The sequence below is a fragment of the Acaryochloris sp. 'Moss Beach' genome (assembly GCF_021497025.1).
In the GTDB taxonomy this organism is placed as follows: domain Bacteria; phylum Cyanobacteriota; class Cyanobacteriia; order Thermosynechococcales; family Thermosynechococcaceae; genus Acaryochloris; species Acaryochloris marina_A.
The window spans coordinates 499,273-523,135 of sequence record NZ_CP071717.1 but is presented as its reverse complement, the minus strand read 5'-3'; the positions used below and the strand labels follow the sequence as shown (position 1 = coordinate 523,135).

Genomic DNA, 23,863 nt, shown 5'->3' with positions numbered 1-23,863 from the left:
ATGAAACTGCCCACTCTAGACCTTCAATCATCGCCGTCACAGGAAGGATTAGGTGATCCTTATCTCAAGTTGCGGTTGAGTGATAGCGTACCTGTTGCACTACCCATGGAGGCAGCCCGCGAAGTAATTGTGGTGCCTGTTGAGCAAATCTCGCCGATTCCCAATATGCCCACCTGTGTCCTGGGGCTCTTGAACCAGCGAAGTCGGGTGTTTTGGATTGTAGACCTGTCTATCATGCTGGGCTATACAGGCTTGATGGCCAACGCCAGGCAATTTAACATTGCCATTCTCCAAGTGGGTCAGGTTCCCCTAGGGTTAGCGGTGCCAACCGTACAAGGTGTAACGCGATTTTCCACAGATACCATCCAGTCCCCTATTGGTACGGTTGCTCCCAGTATTGCGCCCTATTTACGGGGGTGTTTGCCAGAAGAGAAAGAAATTCTATTGGTTCTGGATCCTGACGCAATTGTGAACGCATCCGTGTTGCAGCGTTAATACCACCATGGGGAGAAGTTTTGAAGCATTGAAAATATCTTATGTCAAAACTAACTAGACCGGGTTGATCTTGAATCTCCCCCTGGAGCAAGCACTACAGCAATTTTATTTCTTCTAAGGTTCGTTGGACCTTGAGTCTTCTACATAACATTATCCGTAATTCAGAGAGGCACGATTCCCCATGCATATGAAAGATCATGCAGACGATACAGCCATCAATAATGGCCATAGCGACAAAAATATTGTCCCCCTTGATCTAGAGCAGATGACTGCTGGCATCAGCGATTCCTACTCTCAAGGGGCAGATGAGTCTAAGGCAGTGATGCCTATGTCTGCAAGCCCTGCTCCCAGCGCTGATCCCGTAACGAAAGCAGCCGTCAAGCCGCTAATGCAGCGATTAGGACTCAAAACAAAGGCCACGGTATTGGCTATTAGCCTTGGGGTTATCCCCGTGGCGGTTATTGGACTAGTTGCCAGTTATATTGCCGATCAATCGATCTCTCAAAAGGTTGTTGAGAACAAAAAAGCACTGACAACCCAGATCTCAGCTAAGGTTGCCTCCTATATGCGGGAGAGATTTGGTGACATCCAGATTATGTCTAGTTTGGACGTTTTTGTCGATCCGGCCTTGCGCAAGGCTACTTCCAGAGAAGCGAAGCAAGCTTCCCTAGACAAGTTTATCGACGCTTACACCATCTACAACAGTGTTGGGTTCTTCGACTTGAAGGGGAATGTCATGGCCCAATCATCGGGTAAGGCTCTGGGGAACCACAGTGACCGATCTTATTTCCAAGCCGCCGTAAAATCTGGAAAACCCTATATCTCTCAGCCCCTACTGTCTAAATCTTCCGGCGTTATCTCGGTTTACACCGCTAATGTGGTCCTTGATCGAGCCTCTGGTAAACCCATCGGTGTGGTCCGGGCCAGAATGCCGGTAACATTCCTGGAAGATTTGCTCGTGGGAATTGATGGCTCTGAAAATGGCTACCTGGTTGATCAGAACGGCAAGCTGTTTGCCGGATCGAATGAAGCCAAAGCAACCATCCTTGCAGCCAATAAAACTGGGGAGTCGTTGTCTGCCGATAAGAAGTTCTCATGGTACAAGACGGTTAAGGATACACAGGAGGTACGATCCCTCCCGGTTGAAGACAAATTAGAGACCATTGTGCCGTTCCAGGCGCTAAATAACTCTGACGATCCGTTCTTGAAAAATTTGCCAGCTTTAGGCTGGAAGACCATTCTGGAAACAGACAAGGGGATTGCCTTTAGCTCGGTGAACCAGTTGCGGTTGGCCCTACTCTTAGGTTCCCTCGCTGCTGCGATTGTGGTGGGTGCCATTGCGGTTTTAATCTCCGAACGGGCAACTCGACCGATTATTGAGTCTGCTGAAGCGGTGAACTCAATTGGTCAAGGGGACTTGGATACTCGGGTAAATGTCGCCGGAGAGGATGAGCTTGCTCAACTGGGAGACAACATCAACAACATGGCGGAACAACTTCAAACCCTGTTGTTGGAACAAGAATATACCGCCCAACAAGAATTAGAGCGGCAGACGGAAGTTGCCGACGCCCAACGAAAACAAAATGAAACGTTGCAGGCAGACTTGCTGACTCTATTGACCGACGTGGAAGCGGCCTCTGATGGAGACTTAACCGTCCGAGCCAACGTGGACGCCAGCGAAATCGGAATTGTGGGTGACTTCTTTAACTCCATTATTGAGAACTTGAGAGACATTGTGGCCCAGGTGCAAGTCGCCTCTGCCCAGGTGAACGATTCAGTGTCAACCAATAGCTCGTCTATTGTGACGTTGGCGGATGAGGCGTCAGCTCAGGCCGAGCAAGTGGAACAATCCCTACAATTCGTGGAAGATTTGACCCAAGCAGCCCAAGAAGTCTCAGATAACGCTCAACAGGCTGCCGAGATTGCTAAAACAGCCTCTGAAACGGCGGTGAATGGTGGAGCCACCATGGATCTAACGGTGGCCAGTATTGACCAGCTGCGCGAAACCGTTGCTGAAACGGCTAAGAAAGTGAAACGATTGGGTGAATCTTCTCAGCAGATTTCTAAGGCGGTTTCTTTGATTAACCAAATTGCCTTGCAGACCAACTTGCTGGCGATTAACGCCAGTATTGAGGCGGCTCGAGCTGGTGAAGAAGGCCGGGGTTTTGCGGTGGTTGCGGAAGAAGTGGGTGCCCTAGCGTCTCAGTCTGCAACAGCAACGAAGGAAATTGAGCAAATTGTGGAGAACATTCAGCTAGAAACTGCTGAGGTGGTCAACGCGATGGAAGTGGGTACAACCCAGGTGGTCGAAGGAACGCGCATGGTCCAAGATACCAAGCAAAGCCTTGGCCAAATTGTGTCAGTGTCCCAACAGATTGCGGACTTGGTGCAAACGATTTCGGGTTCTACGGCATCCCAAACGGCTAAAGCTCAAATGCTGTCTAAGCTCGTTCAAAACGTGGCGAAGGTGTCTGAGAATACCTCCGATTCTTCCCGCCAGGTGGCCGGATCCCTGCAAGAAACGGTGGAAATTGCTAAGCAGCTGCAGGCCTCTGTGAGTACCTTCAAAATTAGCGAAGCCTAGGAAAATGACTGGGCTGGCGGATCGAAGCTAACTTTAACTGGCTTCGACCCGCCAGTCCACCACAAGAAATTTACTCAGTCTTGATATCGGGTTCAGGCTGATTGCCCAGTTAATAATTGGTACTGAGAGAGAAACCATGTCCCACGATAGTGAACAGGAAGTTCGCCTTCAGTTTCTGGAAGAAGCCTTTGAGCATTGTCACCAAATCGAATCGGGCCTTCTGGGAATAGGCACCAGCGGTGTTGATCGACAACAAATGGATGGCGTTCTGCGAGCTGCCCACTCCGTCAAGGGGGGAGCCGCCTTGATGGGCTTCCATAACCTAAGCCAGCTGGCCCACCGTTTGGAGGACTTTTTCAAAGTCCTTAAAATCGGTAAAGTCGAGGTGAATGGCGAAACCGAAAGCCTGTTGCTAACGGGCATGGATTTCATGCGTCAGGTCGCAACCCTCAATCAACAGGGGGATGATGTTGACGAACAATGGCTAGAAACCCAAGCCAACCCAGTGATGGAACAGCTCCATGACTTGCTGGGTGATCCTCAACCTGAGGATGAAGCCTCACTCCTCTCTTCTGAGGTGGGTGAAGACATGAGCTTTGTGCTTTTTGAGTCAGAAGTAGAAGAATGCTTGACTCGGTTAGAAGAGCAAATGACCAGTCAAGATGTGAATATCATCGTTGCTGAATTTGATTCTACCCTGGAAGAATTGGGTGGATTAGGTGAAATGTTGGATATGCCAGCGTTTCATGGTTTATGCCAGTCGACGTTGCAATATCTGAAGTCCTCGACGGAGCCGGATCAGCAGCTCAAAATTGCTGAAGTGGGCTTGCAAGAACTACGGCGTTCCCAAGCTATGGTCCTAGTGGGCCAAAAAGATGCGATTCCTGATGCTCTGGATGTTAGCTCTCTGGGAGAGATTGCAGGTGCCATCGGACAACCTGCTGATGTTTCAGCGGATCTGACAACGGAAGACGCTGATCCATTTGCAGGCATGGAGTTTGCGCTAGAACCCCTCGATTTGGGAATAGCCGATCCAGCTGAAGCCGACTTGCTTGCAGGGGCTGAGCTAGAATTTGAACCTCAAGAATTAGACGCGACTGTAGCCGAGCCAGACTTATTTGCAGGGGCTGAGTTAGAATTTGACCCCCAAGAGTTGGAAACAGCCGCAGCCGAATCCGACCTATTTGCAGGGGCGGACCTAACCCTAGAGCCCCAAGATTTAGAAGCAGTTGCCCCCTCAGAAGCCGCTTCTTCTGTAGAGATACCGGCGCTAGAAGAACCACAGCTTGCTCCCGCCGCAGACTTGGATGCTTTTGCCGATGTAGATTTGGCAGGTATTGCTGAAGAAATTGAATCCCTCGTCCCCGAAGAAACGGCTGTGCCTGCCCTTGAGGTGGAGAGTTCTACAACTCAGCCAGAAATAGCAGAAGAGGTAGAGTGGTCTGACTCATTTGCTGCAGAAGCGGTAGACCTAATTAGTTCCTTTGATGCGACTCCTGAGCAGTCGGTCAGTCCCCCTGTAGAAGTGCCGAAAGTTGCTGAACGCAAACCGGCTCGGAAGCGTGCCTCTACTCGGACGGTTGCCAAACCCATGGCGACTGGGGCTGCAGCTCCAGAGACTGCAGATACGACCATTCGAGTGCCTGTGAGTAAGCTCAATCAGCTCAATGAATTATTTGGAGAGCTGATTATTGAACGAAATGGTTTGCAAATGCAGTTAAAGCAGCTGCGAAACCTAACCGAGCTTTTGCGAGACCGGGTTCATACCCTTGATAAATCCAATGCTCAATTGCGAGCAGCCTACGACAAAATTTCTGTGCAGGAGGTGTCTGCCCAGGCTGTTCCTGCCATGGCTGTTCCTGTCGGTGTCGGTGGCCAGGCCAATGGCTCTGCTACCCCCGCTAGCTTTACTAGCCCTCATCTCGATAATGATTTTGATCTCCTGGAGATGGACCGCTATAGCGAGATGCATTTGCTATCCCAGGAATTGATGGAAGCCGCGGTGCAAATTCAAGAGGTGACTGGAGACATCAATACCGGCCTAGGAGATGCGGAGCAAACTACTCGGGGACTCACCCGAACGTCAAAATTGATTCAGACCAGCATGACGCAAGTGAGAATGCGTCCAGTTTCTGAATTGCTGAGTCGTTTCCCACGCGTTTTACGAGATTTGAGCTTGCGATTTGGTAAGCAGGTAGAGCTGAAGATTGTTGGAGGGACGACCCTGGTCGACCGCTCGATTCTGGAATCTTTGAATGATCCGCTGATTCACTTAATCCGCAATTCTTTTGATCATGGGATAGAAAAGCCCGAGGCACGGGTTGCTGCTGGTAAATCTCCGAAGGGCATTATCGAAATTCGGGCAACCTATCGAGGCAACCAAACTCAAATCACGATCAAGGACGATGGTGGCGGCATTAACCTTGATAAGATCAAAAGCCGAGCCATGGAAATGGGGTTGGATGCCGAGGATCTGCGGAATGCTAGCACTAGCGACTTACTCGATTTAATTTTTGAACCTGGCTTTAGTACGGCATCATCGGTGACGGATCTGTCCGGCCGAGGCGTCGGTATGGATGTGGTCCGCACAAATTTACAGAAAATTCGAGGTTCAATTGCGGTTGATACGGAAACGGGAGTAGGCACGACCTTTACCATTTCGGTGCCCTTCACCCTGTCGGTGATTCGAGTGCTGCTCGTAGAAGTTGCCAATATGATGTTGGCGTTCCCCACTGACATTGTCGAAGAGATGATGCTGCTGAACTCCGAAGATATTATGGACAGTGCTGGGGCCGAAGTCCTGAATTGGGATGGTGAAATGGTGCCGTTGGTGCGCCTGAATCAGTGGCTACAACTGCCCCGGATTGCTAAGTTGCCGGATACGGAACAGACCCCCAGTATTAATGCCCCCACTGTGTTGATGGTGGAAGATGGCAATGAGCTGGTCGGTCTACAGGTAGATCGCTACTGGAGTGAACAGGAAGTTACAATCCGTCAGGCTGAAGGGAATATTGCTATGCCGGAAGGCTTTGCGGGCTGTACGATTTTGGGTGATGGTCGGGTCATTCCCCTGATTGATGCCCTTAGCCTCCTCAACTGGATGAACGATCGTAATAATGATTTTACGGGTAACTCCGGTGCTTTGGCGGGTGCTTTATCGGGGGCTGACACCCCGATGGTGGATACAACAGCCACTCAACAACCTTTGGTTATGGTGGTGGATGACTCTGTCAATGTTCGCCGATTCCTAGCTTTGACCTTAGAAAAAGCAGGATACCGAGTTGAGCAGGCTAAAGATGGCCAACATGCCCTGGAAAAACTTGAATCAGGTCTACCGATTCAAGCAGTGGTTTGTGATATTGAAATGCCCCGAATGGATGGATATGGGTTCTTGGCTCATGTGAAGGCCAAGCCTGACTTTAAGTCGATTCCTGTGGCGATGCTGACGTCTCGAAGTGGAGATAAGCATCGCAAGTTGGCGATGACTCTGGGCGCTTCTGCCTATTTCTCTAAGCCCTTTAGAGAGAAAGAGCTTCTGCAAACCCTAGAGCAGTTTACCCAAGCAAAATGATTGTGAGTGATTGAACGCTATGGCTATTTTTTCATCGGTGCGATCGCAACGGGGTACCAACCGCAACACCGAAGCGACAGAGCAACTTATCGCCTTTAAACTGCGGGGAGAATGGTTTGCGTTACCCGTTGCAGCAGTGCAAAAGGTGATTCCTTTGGGGACGATGCATGGCGATCCGCATAATACGGGTATCAGCTTAACCCTCCACCAAGGCCAAGAAATCACGGTCGTGGATGTGGGACATCGAATTTTTAATGAGGCTGCATCATCTTTGATGGCAGATGATCTAGAGGCGACCTTTCAATCCAAAGCAGATGATTCTCAAACTTCTCAGCGATGTCTTGTACTGATCAAAACTGCTGAAGGTGGCGTTGTCGGTGTGCCCATTGATTCCCAACCCGCTATTCGTCGAGCTGGAAAATCCCAGTTTGCCCCCATCCCCAGTTCTTTTCTGGATCGGGGTAATATCCACTGTGTTAGCTCCATGATCGTGGATGATGGAGGCGTTGACCCTTTATTCTTACTCGATCCTGAATCGCTCAGCTCTATTTAAATTGCTTGGTGTTTCACAAAAGAGAAACAAGAGCCGTAATGCCGGACGAGGCTCTTTTGCCGCTACCCCCCGCTTTGATCTCGTTAGGGCGGTTATAAAGCTTCAATCCCATTAGGGGTGGGGGATTTAAGTGTGCAGAGCATTGATAATGTCCCGCCATGATCCTATCGATTTAAGACAGGAACTTGCTATTGGCATTGCACAGATTAGCCCTAGCGCAAAGGTTGAGTTTGACTCAAGCTCTGATCAACGATTTTGTGGACTAACCTTTATAGGGTAGACCTCTTGAGAAATTAATCATAGCTAAAACTTCGTTTTAGACAGGGACTCACGGCAATACTTTTCTGAAGAATACTGCCGTCAAATCAAAATAATGAGCGTCTTCTTGAAGGTAACCGATGCGCCTAGATCGGGCGACCTCGGTACATTCTTTGGACTTTATTATTGGGTGTTGTCTGGGGTGGAGATTCGGCTGATGCTTGTGCTGGTGGAGACTGTGGTGCGGCTCCTCCGGCAAACACCAATTGATTGTCTGCAACAACAACTTGAGCAGATTTCAAGAACTCATTTAAAGTGGTCCAAGTTTGCCCAGGGTTTGCTTGCAACCAGGCTTCTCCCATCACAGTTGCTTCAGGCCGAGGCACTTTATAGCGCATTTGCATGGCAACGAGTACTTTGAGGCGGTCGTCCATCCTAGATCCTTGCAGGTTTAAATTAACTGATAGCCTTTGGAAGAATTTCGTATAGGAGTTTTATATCATCAATATGATATCAAGTCCGGATAATCTTTAGGTTACCCATTTCTCTGACAAAAACGCATATTATGCGTTTATCAACTACTGATTGAATCCTAAGGGAATATGCATTTTTCGCACTATCAATCTTTAAGCGCATCGCTATGTCAATCTTATCTATAGATAGCCTAACTATCGGTGAGAATAGGTGGCCAGGATTGTCTTTGTAAGTAGGGTTTAGGCTTCCCCTGTAAAGTATTTACTCCCAGTCTTAAGGAGTACTCTATTGACTGTCTACCCATTTAAAAAGATAGCGATATAGGTGAGGTCAACAACGTTACACTCCACAACGTCATTTTGTCTCTCTTTATACATCTGGGAGGAGATTAATCTCAAAATCTCAACCCTAAAAGTAGGTTCTTATCTCACAAAGTCTTGCCTCTTTTATTTAAAAATAAACCCTGTACAAGCCTGATGAAGAGGGTGAGATGTTCCTTGAGGTTTGTGAATAATCTGTTGCTATGACAAAACGTCTTCTAGAAAAGGGCATACTCAACATGTGATTTGTCTAGAGATTAAGCATGGGAGCATTAGTGACTCAATCACAAAAAGTTTAGGCGTTTTTCTCAACTACTAAACACCTAAACATCTTTGATTGAAGGACTAATCTGGACAAAGATTTGATAGTTGTGTGTGTCTGTCCCAAAGATGATTCTCTTGCTAGATAAACAACAGTGTGAATGAGGTCAAGGAGCTGTAAAGCACTCATGTCTAGAAATTTAAAAGCCTAAGCCGCCCGGCCAGCCGCGCCATCGCCGCGCATCTTTACGTTGGTCAATGCTGAAAAAACCAATTTATTTATATTTAACTGCTGCCATTGTATTGGTCTGGAGTAGTGCTGCAGTTGCCCAAGAAGCCCCTTCATCCATTTTTTCTGGTGAAGCTAAAGTGGTGGCAGACACCATTTGGGTCCTATTTGCAGCCTCCCTCGTATTCTTTATGAATGCTGGGTTTGCCATGTTGGAAACCGGGCTTTGTCGTAGTAAAAATGCGGTGAACCTGCTTGCAAAAAACCTAATTGTATTTGGTTTGGTGAGTTTGGCTTACTGGGCCGTGGGTTTTGGCATTATGTTTGGCAATGGCAATGATTTTATGGGGACTACGGGATTCTTCCTGGGAGGAAATGACAATAGTCCGGCCACAGGTGACGCCTATTATGGAGCGTTTACCGCTCTCAATTGGGCAGGAATTCCCCTCAATGCCAAGTTCTTCTATCAGTTGATGTTTGCAGGGACTGCAGCCACCATCGTGTCGGGTGCCATCGCTGAACGAGCCAGATTTATTGCCTTCTTTATTTTTAGTATCTTGCTGACCTCCATTTGTTACCCCATGGTGGGGCATTGGATTTGGGGCGGTGGCTTCCTACAAAATATGGGCTTTTATGACTTTGCAGGCTCTACTGTGGTCCACATGGTTGGAGGATGGGCGGCTCTAGTTGGAGCTGCTTTGATTGGCCCTCGAAGTGCTCGATACTTTGAAGGAAAAAGTTATCCCATCCCCGGGCATAACCTCAGTATTGCGACTCTGGGTGGATTAATTTTGTGGTTGGGGTGGTTTGGTTTTAATGGGGGGAGCACCATGGCTGCTGATCCTGCTGCCATTAGCCATATTATTGTGGTCACCAATCTCGCCGCAGCTTCAGGAGCTGTGGCTGGTACCCTCACCGCTTGGATCTATTTCGGTAAACCAGACTTAACCATGACCATTAATGGCATGTTGATTGGCTTGGTGAGTATCACAGGAGGATGTGCTTTTGTGACTGCTGGAAGTGCAGTACTGATTGGCTTGCTCGGCGGTATTGTGGTGGTCTTTGCTGTTGATGTCTTTGACAATTTCAAAATCGATGATCCGGTGGGTGCCCTATCCGTGCATATGGTAGGCGGATTCTGGGGGACTTTGGCGGTTGGCCTGTTTAGCGTTGGCCCAGATACCTTTAGCTGGTATACAGAAGGGGCTGGTCCCGCTGCAGGTCTTTTTACCAGTGGCTCATTAAATCAAGTCGGGATTCAGCTCGCAGGTCTGGCCATTGTCAGTGTGTTCACAGTGGTTTTCAGCTTCATTGCGTGGACAGCCCTCAAATATCTCTCAGGCATTCGTGTTTCTCTAGAAGATGAGAAGGTTGGCTTGGACCTCAGCGAACATGCGATGGAAGCCTATCCTGGTTTCTTAGGGGATGAGCATCTTTAGTACAGCTAAATTTGCAATCTAAGATTAAAAAGCGGCTGTCATTGACAGCCGCTTTTTAATTCTGAAAACAAGGGCTAAAGCAGAAATTTAATTCCCACCTAACCACTTCTGGGCATTTAGCCGCTGGACTACTCCAAAGACGAGCAACTCTAGAGTGATTTTCCGCTCGTCGCAGAGAAAGGGCTCAATTGTACTGGGGTTGCTGCCCGTGTTGGACCAGGAAAAGGCCCGCTGCTTTTTGATATCGCCTTCGGGGAAATACACTGTAAACTGGCGGGTGCCATTTAGCCATTCACCCGTGATGTTGTTGTCTGCAAAGTTTAGCTGCAAATCACTGATACTTTTAGCAGCCAAGGCTTTCTCAAGGGCTGGAAGATAGTCTTGCTGGACAAACTCCGCGAAGGGCTTATCTTCGAGCTTAGGCTTCTTCTCTTTTGGTTTTGCTGCTGGGGCAGCCTCGGCGGCTTTCTTTTCTGCTTCTGCCATAGGTTTGTTGGTTTACCCCCCTGCGATCGCAGGAATGATACTAACTTCATCACCGTCTTTGAGGGCCGTTTGTTGTCCCTTTAAAAAACGGATATCTTCATTATTTACATAAAAGTTGACGAAACGGCGCAATTCGCCTTTCTCATCACAAAGACGTGCTTTAATTCCTGGACAACTTTGTTCCAAGGATTCTAGTAATTCGCCAATGCTGCTGCCGTCACATTCGACGGTCGCCTGATTTTTCGTCAGCTTTTGTAAAGGCGTAGGAATAAGGACAGTAACGGACATAGGATTCAACTGCAATAGAGAAACAAATGAAACGACTAACAGCCTATACAAGCACAGGTTGCCAGTCCAACCGATCCAATGTGCGGGAGCGCTCTAGGGCTCGCTCAAAACTTCCGAGTTTAGGCTCAATCTCAAAGGGCTGACCGATACAACCTTGGACCGCTTCTTGGGTCTTGAGGCCGTTGCCCGTGATGTAGACCACAGTTTTTTCTTCTGGGTCAATTTTACCGGCTTCGACGAGCTTCTTAAGGACAGCGACGGTGGTGCCGCCAGCTGTTTCTGTAAAGATGCCTTCTGTTTCAGCTAACAACTTCATGCCTTCAACTATCTCAGCATCGGTAACTGATTCAATCGTGCCATTGGTTTTCTTAGCAATATCGATGGCATAAACCCCGTCGGCAGGATTACCAATGGCAATGGATTTGGCAATTGTATTGGGTTTCACGGGATTGATGAAGTCGCGGCCTTCCCGATAGGCTTGGGCAATGGGAGAGCAGCCTTCGGCCTGGGCACCGCTAAACCGCACGGCTTTTTCATCGACTAAACCGAGATCGATAAATTCGCGGAAACCCTTATAAATCTTGGTAAACAGAGAGCCCGAAGCGAGGGGCGCAACAATATGATCAGGAAGTTCCCAACCCAGTTGCTCAGCCACTTCATATCCGAGGGTTTTGGAGCCTTCAGAATAATAGGGACGCAGATTGATGTTGACGAAGCCCCAACCGTGAGTGTTGGCGACCTCTGAACAGAGGCGATTGACCTGATCGTAGTTGCCTTGAACGGCCATTACCGTTGGACCGTAGATGAGGGTACCCATGACCTTACCCGCTTCCAAGTCCGCTGGAATGAACACGCAGCAATCGAGGCCCGCCCGAGTTGCGATGGCAGCTGTTGAATTTGCCAAGTTACCGGTGCTCGCACAGGACACGGTCGAGAAACCCAACTCTTGTGCCCGAGTCAACGCTACCGATACCACCCGATCCTTAAAGCTCAGGGTGGGCATATTGACGGCGTCGTTCTTGATATATAGATTTTTGAGCCCCAATTGCCGAGCTAACCGATGGGACTTCACCAAAGGGGTCATGCCCGTTCCCACATCAATCGGCGTATCTGTCTCAACGGGCAAGAAGGAGCGATACCGCCAAATGGAGTTGGGACCGGCTTCAATACTTTCACGAGTAATCGGCTGGCTAAGGCGGCTGAAGTCATAGCTTACTTCTAGGGGACCAAAGCAGAGTTCACAAACGTGGGTTGCTTGCAGTTCGTACTCGGCTCCGCATTCTTTACACTTCAGTGCTTTCAGAGCAGAGCTGCGAGATTGATTGGTAAGGGTTTGAGTCATGGGTTTAGCAATTTCGATAGGAATACGTCAACAACGCATCTGTTCAATTCGCTAGATGCTAACACGGGCATAAAATACCGTCAAATATACCCGACTAAAATAGTCGGGTATTGCAAAAACGACTTTTATTCTTCGACTGCAGGAATATCTAAACAAACCCCAAACATCTCCGTTAGGGACTCTTGGGCTTCTTCTTTTTGTTCGGCAGGCATCTCGTCCTTCACTTCATTGAGCATAATTTCGTAGAGTTCGAGTAGTGGGTGAGCATAGTCCTGCTGCTGCTCCACGGTTAAGTGAGGTTTTAACAATGTGAATAGAGTCAAGGCTTCTAAAACCCAGTTGGAAACCTTTTGATGTAGCTTTTCAGGATCTTCTTCTTCCTCAAGTTTTTCCATCTCCGCATAGAGAAAGTCCAATAACCCGCCAGTGAGTCTTTCTCGATCTTGAGGACGATAATCTTGTAGGTATTGTGTAAGCCAGGTTTGAAAGGTCTGATCTTTTTCTTGGATTTCTGCTTCAGAGAGTTCAGCTCCAGACTCAGAAGACCCACTAATTTCTTTTAACTTTTGCTCCCAAGCTTGGCAGAACGTTTGAAAATGCTCTTCGAACTGCCGTTCGCCTTTAATCAAAATGAAGGAGGTCTGACCGTAGGTGTCTCCTAAAATTTGCTTGCGGCGCTTTGATTCTCCCATATTGACCTGACCTTAGCGATTGTCCAACTCATCATAAATGGGACAAATGTCAGGCTTTGGTATCTAAGGAAAAATCAAGATAATTCTCAACATCCCAAACGAATCAATGCCTCGAAATAAAAAAATCAAGATCTAGCGGGATCGGGGAAATACCTACCAGGAATGATATTCAAAACGATTCCTCAAAAAGTGTATTGCATTGGAATTTTGGTTGTGATTCAATCAAATGTGGGTCAGATAGAATAATACATTCCTTCTGCTATTAGAGTAACCATGCAATGCCCATTGTGCGGTCATCCCAAAGCCTATAAGCATGGCAAGATGGCCAATGAGAAACAACGGTATCACTGTCCTATTTGTAAACGAACTTTCACTGAAACCTTTGATACCCTTTACTATCGTCGACAGACCTGCCGAGAGACGATCCATCAAGTTCTCCAATCTCATGCAGAAGGCACGAGTCTCAGAGGCATTGCCCGAATCACTGGGCTTTCCTACAACACGGTTGTCTCCCTCGTGCGTTCTGCTAGCCAACGCTCTCAGCAACTTCATAATGGCAACGTTCAAGCAGTCAGCACCGATGATGTCAGTGCCGATGAGATGTGGTCCTTTGTGAAAAAAAAGCAAAAACATTGCCGACCATCAGAGCTAGAGGTGGGCGATTGTTGGATGGCGATTACGTTGGCCAACACCAGTGGTTTGATATTGACCTGTCGGGTGGGCAAGCATACCGACTCATTGTTGGATGAACTGATGACCAGCACTGAAGGCAAGACCGATTGCAAGTTTTGGAATAGTGATGATTGGGGCGGTTATGAGCGCATCTTAGGGCCAGACATTATCCACTACATTGGTAAAGACCGAACTCAACGATTGGAGCGTACCAATGGGATTGTTCGGCAGCAAACAGGTCGATGGCATCGCCGCCAAAATAAGTTTGGCAAAGTTTGGGAGCAAACGAAGGTTACGGCTCGGTTAGGGGTGAGCTATTTTAATTGGATTTGGACTCACAGCCGATTCAAAACGACTGCGGCCCAACGAGCAGGATTAGCTGATTGCCCATGGAACTGGAATGACATTCTTTGCTACCCCACAATTATTTGAGGCACGACCGGAATTTTTTTGCGATCGCAAAGTGATACAAGTATTAGAGTTTCCCATTTATGGATGGCTGAGGAGAAAAATCATGGGTCGCTGGATAGTATTACTCGCCAATCGTGCTCCCTTCGCTGCACTTCTCATGGCATGCACATTTTTAGCAGATGCCGCTTTAGCTCGCACTTCTTCCACCCATACAGCGACCCCAACATCACCGAGCATCTACTCCCCCATCCCCTCAATTCAGAACGCAGAAACATCTGTCTTCCAAATTGCAGAGACCAAGATGTGTAATGGCAGCTCAATCGTAGAGCTGTCTTTTCGTAATCCTAAAAAAGAAAACAATCAACCCAACCTATCCATCGGCTCCATCTACCGATTTACCCAGGTTGCTCCTGGTATTGATGCATTGGTCACGGTGGACAAGTTCAACAATGGTGCAACCTTAGGGGCAATTGATAATGCCAGCACAGGGTCCGCAGATGCTCTGCAGCCTACTCTCAATGCTTCCAAGCAAAAAGGGGATTCGAGTGTAGACCTGATTATCAGTTTTGTAGAAACAGGATCGAACACACCTACCACCATCAAAGCTTTCAATGCTTCCGGTGTAGACATAGATGGAGATAGTAAAGACTTAAGGGAGTACATCGAGCTAGAGGGATTCTCTAGCTATACCCTCGAGAATCCCACGACCCTAAAGCCAACTATTACCCCTCCATCTGGTCGCTTTGAATCCAATACAGTCAAGACGCAACCGGGTATCAGCACAGATGCAACGCAAACTTTAATAACTGCTTCTTATGAGAATGTCAGTAGTTTCCGCTATCGAATCGGTGCACTAAAACCCAAGGGAAGTAAAAGTGGTCGCCTCAACTCTTTGTCATTTAGTTGTCTTCCCTTTCAAGAGCCAGAAACTGAGCCTGCTCCGCCACCCACTCCAGAACCAGAGCCTACGCCTGCTCCCGAACCGACTCCAACTCCAGAACCAGAGCCCACTCCTGCTCCAGAGCCAGAGGGGGGAGCAGAAAACCCTGAGCCTACACCTACTCCCGAATCCGAACCCGCTCCTGAAGCTGAGCCAACGCCTGAACCCACTCCCGAACCCGAACCCGCTCCTGAACCTACTCCAGAACCCGAGTCAGAACCAATTTCCGACCCAACACCTGAACCGGAGGGTAGCCCAGGAACACCCGATTCAGCGCCAGAAGCTACCCCTGAGCCAGAGCCAACCCCCGAGCCAGAGGGCGGTGCAGAAACACCTGAGCCTGAACCGACTCCAGAACCAGCACCTGAAGCTGAGCCAGCCCCCAGACTCTACTCCAGAGCCAGTTCCCGACCCAACCCCTGATCCTGCCCCCCGAACCCACTCCTACTCCTGAACCGGAGGGTGGAGCAGAAACACCAGAGCCAGCTTCCGAACCTACACCAGACCCAGAACCATCGTCCGAAGCAGGTGATCCACCTCAGCTATCGCCCCTATCTGGGAAAATCGTTATCAATGAGGTGCTTTACAAACAAACGATTGGCAGAGCCAATGCTGAGAATAACGATGAGTTTATTGAGCTATTCAATCCATCAGATGAAGCAGTTGATATTGGCGGATTGCAATTAATAGATGGCAATATTCTGGATGGCGATATAGATGGCAATACCGGAAGTATTACAGGCAATACCAGCCCCTACGTTTTTCCCGCTAATACCATCCTCCAACCAGGGGAATATGTGGTTGTTTGGATTGGCAGTGAGAAAGATGCTCAAGGTAATCCTATATCCGCCCATCAGGCCCCAGATGCAGCTTTTCAAGCCTGGTTAGGGCAACGTCCAAAACTCAATAACACCGGGGATGATGTCTGGTTATACGATGGCCAAAACCAGATTATTGACTACATTGCCTACGGTAAAAATACAAGCAGCAGTACAGCGATTAATACCCCACCCCCTGCATCATTAGGGCTGTGGGATGATGCTGCCCAAACAACATTAGGGGGGGCTGATAATGGGCAATCCATTAGTCTGACTGCGAATGGGCAAGATTCCAACAACAGTGCCTGCTGGGAACCCACAACTAGTGGTGATGCCAGCACCCGCTGCTTGGGCTATCTAGAAACGATTGATACAGATCCTACAGGCAGCAGGATTACCAGTGTTGCAGGTAATAACAATGGTTCAGATGAGCCTACTCCAGAACCTGAGCCAGAGCCAGAGCCGACTCCGACACCAACTCCAGAACCTGAGCCGACTCCAGAACCAACGCCAGAACCAGAACCAGAACCAGCTCCAGAACCAACTCCAGAGCCAACCCCAGCTCCTGAGCCAGAGCCAGTTCCCGAACCAGCACCTGAGCCAACCCCAGAACCAACTCCGACACCAACTCCGACACCAACTCCAGAACCAACTCCAGAACCAACTCCAGAACCAACTCCAGAACCAACTCCAGAACCAGCTCCAGAACCTACTCCAGAGCCTACTCCAGAGCCAGAGCCGACTCCAGAACCAGAACCGATACCAACACCAGCACCTGAGCCAACCCCAGAACCGACTCCGGAACCTGTTCCTACACCAACCCCTGAGCCAGAACCTACTCCAGAACCAGCTCCAGAACCTACTCCAGAGCCAGAGCCGACTCCAGAACCAGAACCGATACCAACACCAGCACCTGAGCCAACCCCCAGAACCGACTCCGGAACCTGGTCCTACACCAACCCCTGAGCCAGAACCTACTCCAGAACCAGCACCTGAAGATGAGCCAACCCCAGAACCAACTCCGACACCTACTCCAGAGCCAGTTCCCGAACCAGAACCGATACCAACCCCAGAACCGACTCCGGAACCTGTTCCTACGCCAACCCCTGAGCCAGAACCTACTCCAGAACCCACACCTGGATCTGTGCCATTTCCTGCGCCAAGCCCCCATACCGGCTCCAGCCCCAACACCAACCCCCCAGTCCAGCCCCAGAACCTGCACCAACCCCAACCCCCCAGTCCAGCCCCAGAGCCTGCACCTGCACCAACCCCCCAGTCCAGCCCCCAACCCCAGCTCCAGCACCAGAGTCAGTTCCTGGAGCCGTGCCATTTCCCGTGCCAAGCCCCACACCTGGTTCTATACCAGGTCCAACACCTCAACCCACACCCAGTCCAGAACCAATGCCAGGAGCAACTCCTGCACCTCAACCTAGTGCAGAGCCACCGAGTGGATCGACGTCCCAACCATTCCCAATTCCTGTGCCCTTACCGTCACCTTCTCCCCAACCTGGTAATGTGCCAGATAATCTACCTGATCCTTCTCCAGGCAAAGTTCCTGGATCGGGGACTCCTCAAACTCCTGATCCGATAGAACAAATAAGTCCAAGTGAGACCACTCGTCCCAGTGACCCTGGTGAACAATCCCCTACACCCTCTGAGCAATCGCCTCCTCCAGTGGAGCGACCTGCACCTCAACAAAAAATTGATGCGCCCTCGCGCGATGAGCCTGAATCTCCACCTCCCGTGCGAGCGCTCTGGTAGGTCGTCAAACCTTTTAGTTTGAATATCACAGCCCTCGGTAATAGAGGGCTTCTTTGTCGATTGAGGTAAAGTTAGCTCATCCATTGTTTCAGGGATAATGAGGTGGCCATGCAGACTCAAGATCGTGATGCAGCACGGAACCGCTTTTCTGAAGGCAAGCCATTGTGGGTCCGTGCGATCGCAACCCCCGCTACGGAATTTGGTCCCACTCCCCTGCCGCTGTTATCGGGTCAAATTCCAGAAGGTTTTCAAGGCACCTTATATCGCAATGGCCCTGGGCGTTTGTCCCGTCAGGGCCAAACCGTTGATCACTGGTTTGACGGAGACGGCGGCATTTTGGCCGTCCGCTTTGATGCTGGAGAGGCAACAGCTAGTTACCGCTATGTCCAAACCCAGGAACTTCAAGCAGAAGAAGCGAAAGATCAATTTCTCTATTCAGGCTATGGGCAAATGGCCCCTGGTCCGGTTTGGAAACGGTGGGGCGTTCCCCCCAAAAATGTAGCCAATACCTCGGTTTTGGCATTACCTGACAAATTGCTCGCCCTTTGGGAAGGGGGAAATCCCCATGCCCTTGATCCCGTTACCCTAGAAACCCAAGGATTGGATGCTCTTTCAGGCTTAACCCCTAAGCTCACTTACTCTGCTCATCCCAAACGAGATCCACAAACGGGCAACATCTATAACTTTGGCGTTATCTTTGGTCCCAAAACCTATATTCAGCTCTACTGCAGCCATGCCTCTGGTGCCATTGATCGGCAAGCCTCTATTCCCTTGCCAGGGCTGTCTCTAGTTCATGATTTTGTTCTGGCTGGGCGTTATCTAGTATTTGTTGTACCGCCGTTACGCTTGCAGATGTTGCCCATCATGTTGGCAACGAAAAGTTTAAGTGATGCCTTACAGTGGCAGCCCCACCAGGGAACGCAGATCATCGTCATTGATCGGGACACCTTTGAGGAGGTGAATCGTTTTGAGACTGAGCCTTGGTTCCAATGGCACTTTGGCAATGGTTATGAAGATGCTGCTGGCAATATTGTCCTGGACTATATTCGCTATCCTGATTTTCAAACCAATCAGTGGCTGAAAGAAGTGGTCACAGGCTATCCGCAAACCCCTGCTTCCGGGGAACTGTGGCAGCTACATATTAATCCTCAGACCGGCCAAGTCTTGCAGAACGAGCAGCGGTTTAATTTTGGTTGTGAATTTCCTATCGTTTCCCCCCTGGAAACTGGACAGAAGACCACCGCCATTTATTTGAATCATCATTCTCACAGTCCACGACCTGTGGAGGAAATGTTTGATAGCATCGCTCGCATTGATGGTAAAAATGCTGCGGTGAGGAGTATGGCTTTTCCTTCAGGCTGTTACCCCATGGAAGCTATTTATGCTCCTGATCCCAACAGTCCTGATCAAGGGTGGTTGTTAACTGTGGTCTTTGATGGCAACCAGGATCAAAGTACCGTGCAAATTTTTACAGCGAACCAGTTAGATTTGGGTCCTATTGCTGTTTTAGGCTTGCCCGAGATTATCCCCTTTGGGTTTCATGGCACTTGGCAAGCTGCGATGTAAGCTTATCTGTGCTCAACCCTACTGAACACTCCGCTTTAAAGCCCGTTCCATATCTCGCTTATCCTGACGTTGCTTGATTGATTCCCGCTTGTCGTGGAGTTTCTTACCCTGTGCTAATCCGATCGTCACTTTGATCCAGCCCCGCTGGAGATACAGCTTCAATGGCACCAAGGTCAGTCCTTTTTGTTCGGTTTTGCCAATCAGCTTACGAATTTCTTGGCGATGCATTAAGAGTTTGCGAGTACGCCGAGGATCGTGGTTAAAAAACTGGCCAGCATTGCTATGGGGTGAGACATGCACATTGAGTAGGAATGCTTCCTCATTACGGATTTGGGCAAATCCGTCCCGTAAATTGACTTTCCCAGCTCGGATTGCTTTGACTTCAGTTCCGGTTAGGGCAAGGCCTGCCTCAAACACCTCTAAGATTTCGTATTGAAATCGGGCTTGGCGATTATCACTAATAATTTTGAAAGACTCACTCATACCTTCTAATGTACTCTGCCAAATTCTATTTCGTGGATCAGTCTTCCGTGCCATCCAAGATTGTGATGGACCTATCGATGGATTTGAGGGATTCACTCGGACTGATAGCATGGACAATAACGCATACTGGGCTAGTTAAGGTAAGTAAAAAATGGGTAAAGCCGTCATCAAGTTCTCTTCTGAAGACTGTGGGATTTGCCACAAAATGTCCTTCTATGATCAGAAGGTCACAGAGGAGCTGGGCTTAGAATTTATTGATGTCAAAATGCAGGACACCGCCACTTACCGTAAATATCGCAAGATCCTTCTGACTCAATATCCCGATAAATCGGAGATGGGGTGGCCCACCTATATCATTTGTGACTCTCCGGATGCAGAGTTCTCGGTTTTGGGCGAAGTCAAAGGCGGACATCCCAAAGGGGAGTTTAGAAGCCGACTCCAAGCAGTCTTAGGAGCTGCGTAAAGTCCGCTTATCATCCTGATGTTCTACTTTATCTTCTGGTATGCCCTCGTCCCCCGTTAGTCGCAACAACACGAAGCAATATAAGAGACGACGAACTCGACGTAATCCTTGGTTATTGGGCTTAGATCGACTGATGGCCCTAGCTGCCCTAGCGAATTTAAGCTTAGTGCTCTTCAACATCACCTACATCCCGCTTCGAGATTTTTATTTAAGTCGACTGCCTCAAATCACAGAACTCTATGACCCCATTAAAGGGATCGTGGCCAATCGGGATACTCAGAAATATCTGGAAACGGTGGATCAAGTTGAGCAACAGCTGGCGAAGTCGGGGACGGAAGGAGCTGAACTCCAAAAGTTATTGGAGCAGCTGAGAGGGCAGAGTGCAGAAATGGTGGATGAGAATCCATTTGAGCTTGCCAACAAAACCGGGACTCTAGAGAAAATTAAGAACCGGATGCGGGAGCAAATGGATAATGAGTCGGCCAAGGGCTCCTTTCGTGAGTTTTGGAGTGTCGATTACCTGAAGAAGAACCTGTGGACGCGGGAGCTCGAATTTTTTAGTAAAGATATTCGACCCCTGATTGCCTCCAACTACTACCGCCCCTTTGGGGAAAGCGGTGATTTTGTTGACTTCTTTGTCATCATCGATTTGCCTTTTGTCCTCCTGTTTGGATTGGACTATTTGGTCCGAACCTTCTACCTGAGTCGCCGCCGCCAGGGGACCAGTTGGAAAGATACGATTTTTTGGCGCTGGTATGATCTGCTCTTTTTTATACCTATTTGGCGAATCCTACGCATTTTGCCGATCACCTTGCGATTGCATCAGGTGGGCTGGATTAATCTCAGTCGGATGCAAACCCAAATCAATCGGTTCTTAGCCGAAAGTCTGGCGGGAGACATGACGGAAATCGTCCTGGTTCAATCGGTTGGCATTGCTCAGGATGCCATCGAACAAGGGGTGATTGAACAATGGCTCCTGAATCCTGAAACTGACACCGTTGAGATTAACGAAGTAAACGAGTTGGAGGAGCTGATTCTCCAGGCCGTCAAGATCACCATTTATAAAGTGCTGCCCCAGCTCACCCCCGACTTAGAAAATGTGATCCGCCATGCCATCGTGGAGGCTTTGAGCGATATTCCTTTTTATCGACAAGCCCAGCAACTGCCCGGAATGATGACGCTCCCCAATGTGATTGCTGAACAAGTGTCGAAACAACTGACGCAAACCTCACAGTCCACTCTGACGAAGGTCTTAAACGATCAGAAGGGAAAAGATATTTTCGATCAGCTAGGAGAACATTTCACGGATGCCTTACGGGGTGAGCTTCAAAATCAAGAAACCCTAGATGAAATTCAGTCCCTACTTACAGACTTTTTGGAAGAAACTAAACTCACGATTTTGCAACGCCTAGAGTCTAAAGATGGAGAGGGAGCCGCTGCAGAGGTTGAACATTTGCGCCAAGTCACCCGTGATTCGGGTCAGTTACCTGCTGTTCAGGTGATTCCAGGCTCTTCTCGCCCTTAGTCTGTCTATTCATCTCTTGCCAATTAATCCAAACTGCGTCGGGCTGCGCTACACTAGGACCTTGGTGGGCGTCTGCCCATGGCTCATGCTTTTGGTTTGGGCTTTCAAGGTGGGTGTTAACCCACTTTTTTTATTGTCAGGGTTATCTCCATGACACATCCATTAATCCCTAAAGTGATTGACCTGGCTGCCCCTGTTGCAGCCCAATTTAATCTGGAAGTGGTGGGCGCTGTGTTTCAGACCAACCAAAATCCGCCTGTGTTGCGGGTTGATATTCGCAATTGTGATGCAGATACTGGTTTGGAAGATTGCGAGAAAATGAGTCGCGCCTTGGAAACGGTCTTGGATGAGGATGATGTTTTTCCAGATGCCTATGTGCTAGAGATTTCTAGCCCAGGGCTGTCGACACTACTGACTTGCGATCGCGACTTCGTTTCCTTCAGAGGTTTTCCCGTACTCATTCAAACCCATCAGCCCTATCGAGGCCATCACCAATGGATGGGTAACCTCACGGGTCGAGATGAGAAATTTGTCCGGCTCAATCAAAAAGGTCGCCCCATCAAGATTCCCCGGGAAGAAATTCTTCAGGTGCAGCTCCACGACTCTCCTGAATAACTCCCTAGATATTTATCCAGCCTCGAATCTCTCCCTCACACCCTAGTTCAGCAAGGAGTAAGCCTATGTCCATGGTCCAGTTACCTGGTTTAGCGGAAATGATTAATGTGATCAGCCGTGAACGTAATCTTCCCAAACCTGCGGTACAAGCTGCCCTGCAAGAGGCCCTTCTGAAAGGCTATGAGCGCTATCGACGTACCCTACTCTTAGATAGTGGGGCTCAATTCGACGAAGAATATTTTTATAATTTCGATGTCGAACTGGATATCGAAGAAGAAGGCTTTCTGGTTCTAGCAACCAAAATGATCGTTGATGATGTGGAAAGTACCGACCACCAAATTGCATTGACTGAAGTACGAGAAGTCGCTCCCGAAGCTCAACTCGGCGATACCGTTGTCCTAGATGTGACCCCCGAGCAGAATGAATTTGGACGGATGGCTGCCATCCAAACCAAGCAGGTTCTATCCCAAAAGCTGAGGGATCAACAGCGCAAACTCATTCAAGAAGAGTTTCAGGACCTCGAAAAAACTGTATTACAAGCTCGTGTACTTCGATTTGAGCGTCGTTCTGTGATCATGGCCGTCACCAGTGCATTTGGGCAACCAGAAGTTGAAGCTGAATTGCCCAAGCGCGAACAGCTTCCCAATGACAACTATCGGGCCAATGCCACCTTTAAAGTGTTCCTCAAGCGAGTGGCGGATGGTCCTCATCGGGGACCTCAATTAGTTGTCTCTAGAGCCGATGCAGGCTTAGTCGTCTATCTATTTGCCAATGAAGTCCCAGAAATTGAAGATGAGGTCGTTCGGATTGTTGCCGTCGCCCGAGAAGCCAATCCCCCCTCTCGTCAGGTTGGTCCCCGCACCAAAATTGCTGTGGACACCCTAGAACGAGAAGTCGATCCCGTCGGTGCCTGTATTGGTGCCCGAGGGTCCAGAATTCAAGCTGTGGTGAATGAACTCAGAGGCGAAAAGATTGATGTTATTCGCTGGTCCCCTGATCCAGCCACCTATATTGCCAATGCCCTCAGTCCTGCTAGAGTTGATGCGGTTCGTCTGATTGATACTGAAGAACGCCAAGCCCATGTCCTCGTTGCCGAAGATCAGCTAAGTTTGGCGATTGGTAAAGAAGGCCAGAACGTCCGGTTAGCGGCTCGTCTAACTGGGTGGAAAATCGATATCAAAGATATTGCCAACTATGATCAAGAAGCTGAAGATCTGCAATTGAGCGAACTTCAAGCCCAGAAAGTCGATGAGGATGAAATCGCCATTGAAGTGGAACAACCTGACCTGGAGATGCCTGAAGTATCAGATGCTGGTGCTGAATCGAGTAGCGAAGCCTCAAGCGAAGAACTTTCAGCCCATGTGGAGGAAGATGAATCCCCAGAAGTAGAGGAGGCAGTCAACACGTCTGAAGATATGGAAGAGTAATGTTGCAGATAGATCTTTGTATCTGGACCTGCAATCTGATGTCATCAATCCTTCAAGATGCCTGACTCTCTTCAATATCCAGAATTTCTGAAAGATGCCATAACGAATAATCATTTGCTAACGCTATGGCATCTTTCAGCCAATGCCAACAAAAAATAGTTGATAATAGCAATATTGCTTGATCATCTTT

The 23,863-nt window shown here is 48.9% G+C and carries 21 protein-coding genes; 14 read left to right on the top strand and 7 right to left on the bottom strand.

Features of this window, described 5'->3' with window-relative positions; all coding sequences use genetic code 11:
* The 4 genes from HRE53_RS02445 to HRE53_RS02430 all read left to right on the top strand — a co-directional run bounded on the left by HRE53_RS02445 (position 1) and on the right by HRE53_RS02430 (position 7,203).
* A complete protein-coding gene (locus HRE53_RS02445; RefSeq protein ID WP_235108936.1) occupies positions 1 to 495 on the top strand; it encodes a chemotaxis protein CheW in 495 nt (164 codons plus the stop codon).
* A gap of 181 nt (positions 496 to 676) precedes the next feature.
* The gene (locus HRE53_RS02440; RefSeq protein ID WP_235108935.1) at positions 677 to 3,079 is read left to right on the top strand and encodes a methyl-accepting chemotaxis protein; all 2,403 of its coding nucleotides are present in this window, start codon (positions 677 to 679) and stop codon (positions 3,077 to 3,079) included.
* A 136-nt stretch (positions 3,080 to 3,215) separates the two neighbouring features.
* Positions 3,216 to 6,650: a response regulator gene (locus tag HRE53_RS02435; protein ID WP_235108934.1), complete on the top strand. Its 3,435-nt coding sequence runs from the start codon at positions 3,216 to 3,218 to the stop codon at positions 6,648 to 6,650.
* Between the two features lie 19 nt (positions 6,651 to 6,669).
* Positions 6,670 to 7,203: a chemotaxis protein CheW gene (locus HRE53_RS02430; protein ID WP_235108933.1), complete on the top strand. Its 534-nt coding sequence runs from the start codon at positions 6,670 to 6,672 to the stop codon at positions 7,201 to 7,203.
* Between the two features lie 404 nt (positions 7,204 to 7,607).
* On the opposite strand, the gene HRE53_RS02425 is transcribed toward HRE53_RS02430, so the two are convergent.
* Positions 7,608 to 7,895 (bottom strand): hypothetical protein, encoded by a 288-nt coding sequence (locus tag HRE53_RS02425; RefSeq protein ID WP_235108932.1) that lies wholly within the window; start codon positions 7,893 to 7,895, stop codon positions 7,608 to 7,610.
* An 879-nt stretch (positions 7,896 to 8,774) separates the two neighbouring features.
* On the opposite strand from HRE53_RS02425, the gene HRE53_RS02420 reads away from it, so the two are divergent.
* A complete protein-coding gene (locus HRE53_RS02420) occupies positions 8,775 to 10,184 on the top strand; it encodes an ammonium transporter (RefSeq protein ID WP_235108931.1) in 1,410 nt (469 codons plus the stop codon).
* Between the two features lie 87 nt (positions 10,185 to 10,271).
* Here the strand turns inward: HRE53_RS02420 and HRE53_RS02415 are convergent, their stop codons facing one another.
* The 4 genes from HRE53_RS02415 to HRE53_RS02400 form a co-directional block, all read right to left on the bottom strand.
* Positions 10,272 to 10,670 carry a DUF2996 domain-containing protein gene (locus HRE53_RS02415; RefSeq protein WP_212662057.1) on the bottom strand — a complete coding sequence of 133 codons (399 nt, stop codon included), beginning with the start codon at positions 10,668 to 10,670 and terminating at the stop codon, positions 10,272 to 10,274.
* Positions 10,671 to 10,682: 12 nt separating this feature from the next.
* Complete coding sequence (locus HRE53_RS02410; protein ID WP_235108930.1) at positions 10,683 to 10,958, bottom strand: MoaD/ThiS family protein; 276 nt, start codon at positions 10,956 to 10,958, stop codon at positions 10,683 to 10,685.
* Positions 10,959 to 11,001: 43 nt separating this feature from the next.
* Positions 11,002 to 12,300: a threonine synthase gene (thrC, locus tag HRE53_RS02405; RefSeq protein WP_212662055.1), complete on the bottom strand. Its 1,299-nt coding sequence runs from the start codon at positions 12,298 to 12,300 to the stop codon at positions 11,002 to 11,004.
* Between the two features lie 125 nt (positions 12,301 to 12,425).
* Positions 12,426 to 12,992 (bottom strand): DUF2839 domain-containing protein, encoded by a 567-nt coding sequence (locus HRE53_RS02400; RefSeq protein WP_235108929.1) that lies wholly within the window; start codon positions 12,990 to 12,992, stop codon positions 12,426 to 12,428.
* A gap of 273 nt (positions 12,993 to 13,265) precedes the next feature.
* Between HRE53_RS02400 and HRE53_RS02395 the strand changes: the two genes are divergently transcribed.
* From HRE53_RS02395 to HRE53_RS34775, 3 genes are read left to right on the top strand one after another with little or no spacing between them, the layout of a single operon-like run.
* Entirely contained in the window at positions 13,266 to 14,096 is an 831-nt protein-coding gene (locus HRE53_RS02395; RefSeq protein ID WP_235108928.1) for an IS1 family transposase, read from the top strand.
* Positions 14,065 to 15,438 carry a hypothetical protein gene (locus HRE53_RS02390; protein ID WP_235108927.1) on the top strand — a complete coding sequence of 458 codons (1,374 nt, stop codon included), beginning with the start codon at positions 14,065 to 14,067 and terminating at the stop codon, positions 15,436 to 15,438. Before HRE53_RS02395 ends, HRE53_RS02390 begins: the two co-directional genes overlap by 32 nt.
* Positions 15,435 to 16,799: a lamin tail domain-containing protein gene (locus tag HRE53_RS34775; RefSeq protein WP_315876544.1), complete on the top strand. Its 1,365-nt coding sequence runs from the start codon at positions 15,435 to 15,437 to the stop codon at positions 16,797 to 16,799. The genes HRE53_RS02390 and HRE53_RS34775 overlap by 4 nt, the downstream gene beginning before the upstream one ends.
* Before the next feature lie 152 nt (positions 16,800 to 16,951).
* Here the strand turns inward: HRE53_RS34775 and HRE53_RS02375 are convergent, their stop codons facing one another.
* On the bottom strand, positions 16,952 to 17,182 hold the full coding sequence (locus HRE53_RS02375) for a hypothetical protein (RefSeq protein WP_235111309.1): 231 nt from the start codon (positions 17,180 to 17,182) through the stop codon (positions 16,952 to 16,954).
* Between HRE53_RS02375 and HRE53_RS02370 the strand changes: the two genes are divergently transcribed.
* Positions 17,169 to 17,594: a hypothetical protein gene (locus HRE53_RS02370; protein WP_235111307.1), complete on the top strand. Its 426-nt coding sequence runs from the start codon at positions 17,169 to 17,171 to the stop codon at positions 17,592 to 17,594. The genes HRE53_RS02375 and HRE53_RS02370 overlap by 14 nt on opposite strands.
* Before the next feature lie 108 nt (positions 17,595 to 17,702).
* On the top strand, positions 17,703 to 19,160 hold the full coding sequence (locus HRE53_RS02365; protein ID WP_235108926.1) for a carotenoid oxygenase family protein: 1,458 nt from the start codon (positions 17,703 to 17,705) through the stop codon (positions 19,158 to 19,160).
* 18 nt (positions 19,161 to 19,178) lie between these two features.
* Here HRE53_RS02365 and smpB read toward each other — a convergent pair whose 3' ends face one another.
* Entirely contained in the window at positions 19,179 to 19,643 is a 465-nt protein-coding gene (smpB, locus tag HRE53_RS02360; RefSeq protein ID WP_212662051.1) for an SsrA-binding protein SmpB, read from the bottom strand.
* A gap of 151 nt (positions 19,644 to 19,794) precedes the next feature.
* Here smpB and HRE53_RS02355 point away from each other — a divergent pair, with 151 nt between their 5' ends.
* The 4 genes from HRE53_RS02355 to nusA all read left to right on the top strand — a co-directional run bounded on the left by HRE53_RS02355 (position 19,795) and on the right by nusA (position 23,673).
* On the top strand, positions 19,795 to 20,106 hold the full coding sequence (locus tag HRE53_RS02355) for a thioredoxin family protein (RefSeq protein ID WP_235108925.1): 312 nt from the start codon (positions 19,795 to 19,797) through the stop codon (positions 20,104 to 20,106).
* Between the two features lie 40 nt (positions 20,107 to 20,146).
* On the top strand, positions 20,147 to 21,631 hold the full coding sequence (locus tag HRE53_RS02350) for a hypothetical protein (protein WP_235108924.1): 1,485 nt from the start codon (positions 20,147 to 20,149) through the stop codon (positions 21,629 to 21,631).
* A 150-nt stretch (positions 21,632 to 21,781) separates the two neighbouring features.
* Positions 21,782 to 22,246 (top strand): ribosome maturation factor RimP, encoded by a 465-nt coding sequence (gene rimP, locus HRE53_RS02345; RefSeq protein WP_212662048.1) that lies wholly within the window; start codon positions 21,782 to 21,784, stop codon positions 22,244 to 22,246.
* Between the two features lie 65 nt (positions 22,247 to 22,311).
* Entirely contained in the window at positions 22,312 to 23,673 is a 1,362-nt protein-coding gene (gene nusA, locus HRE53_RS02340; protein ID WP_212662047.1) for a transcription termination factor NusA, read from the top strand.
* The last annotated feature ends 190 nt before the right edge of the window (positions 23,674 to 23,863 follow it).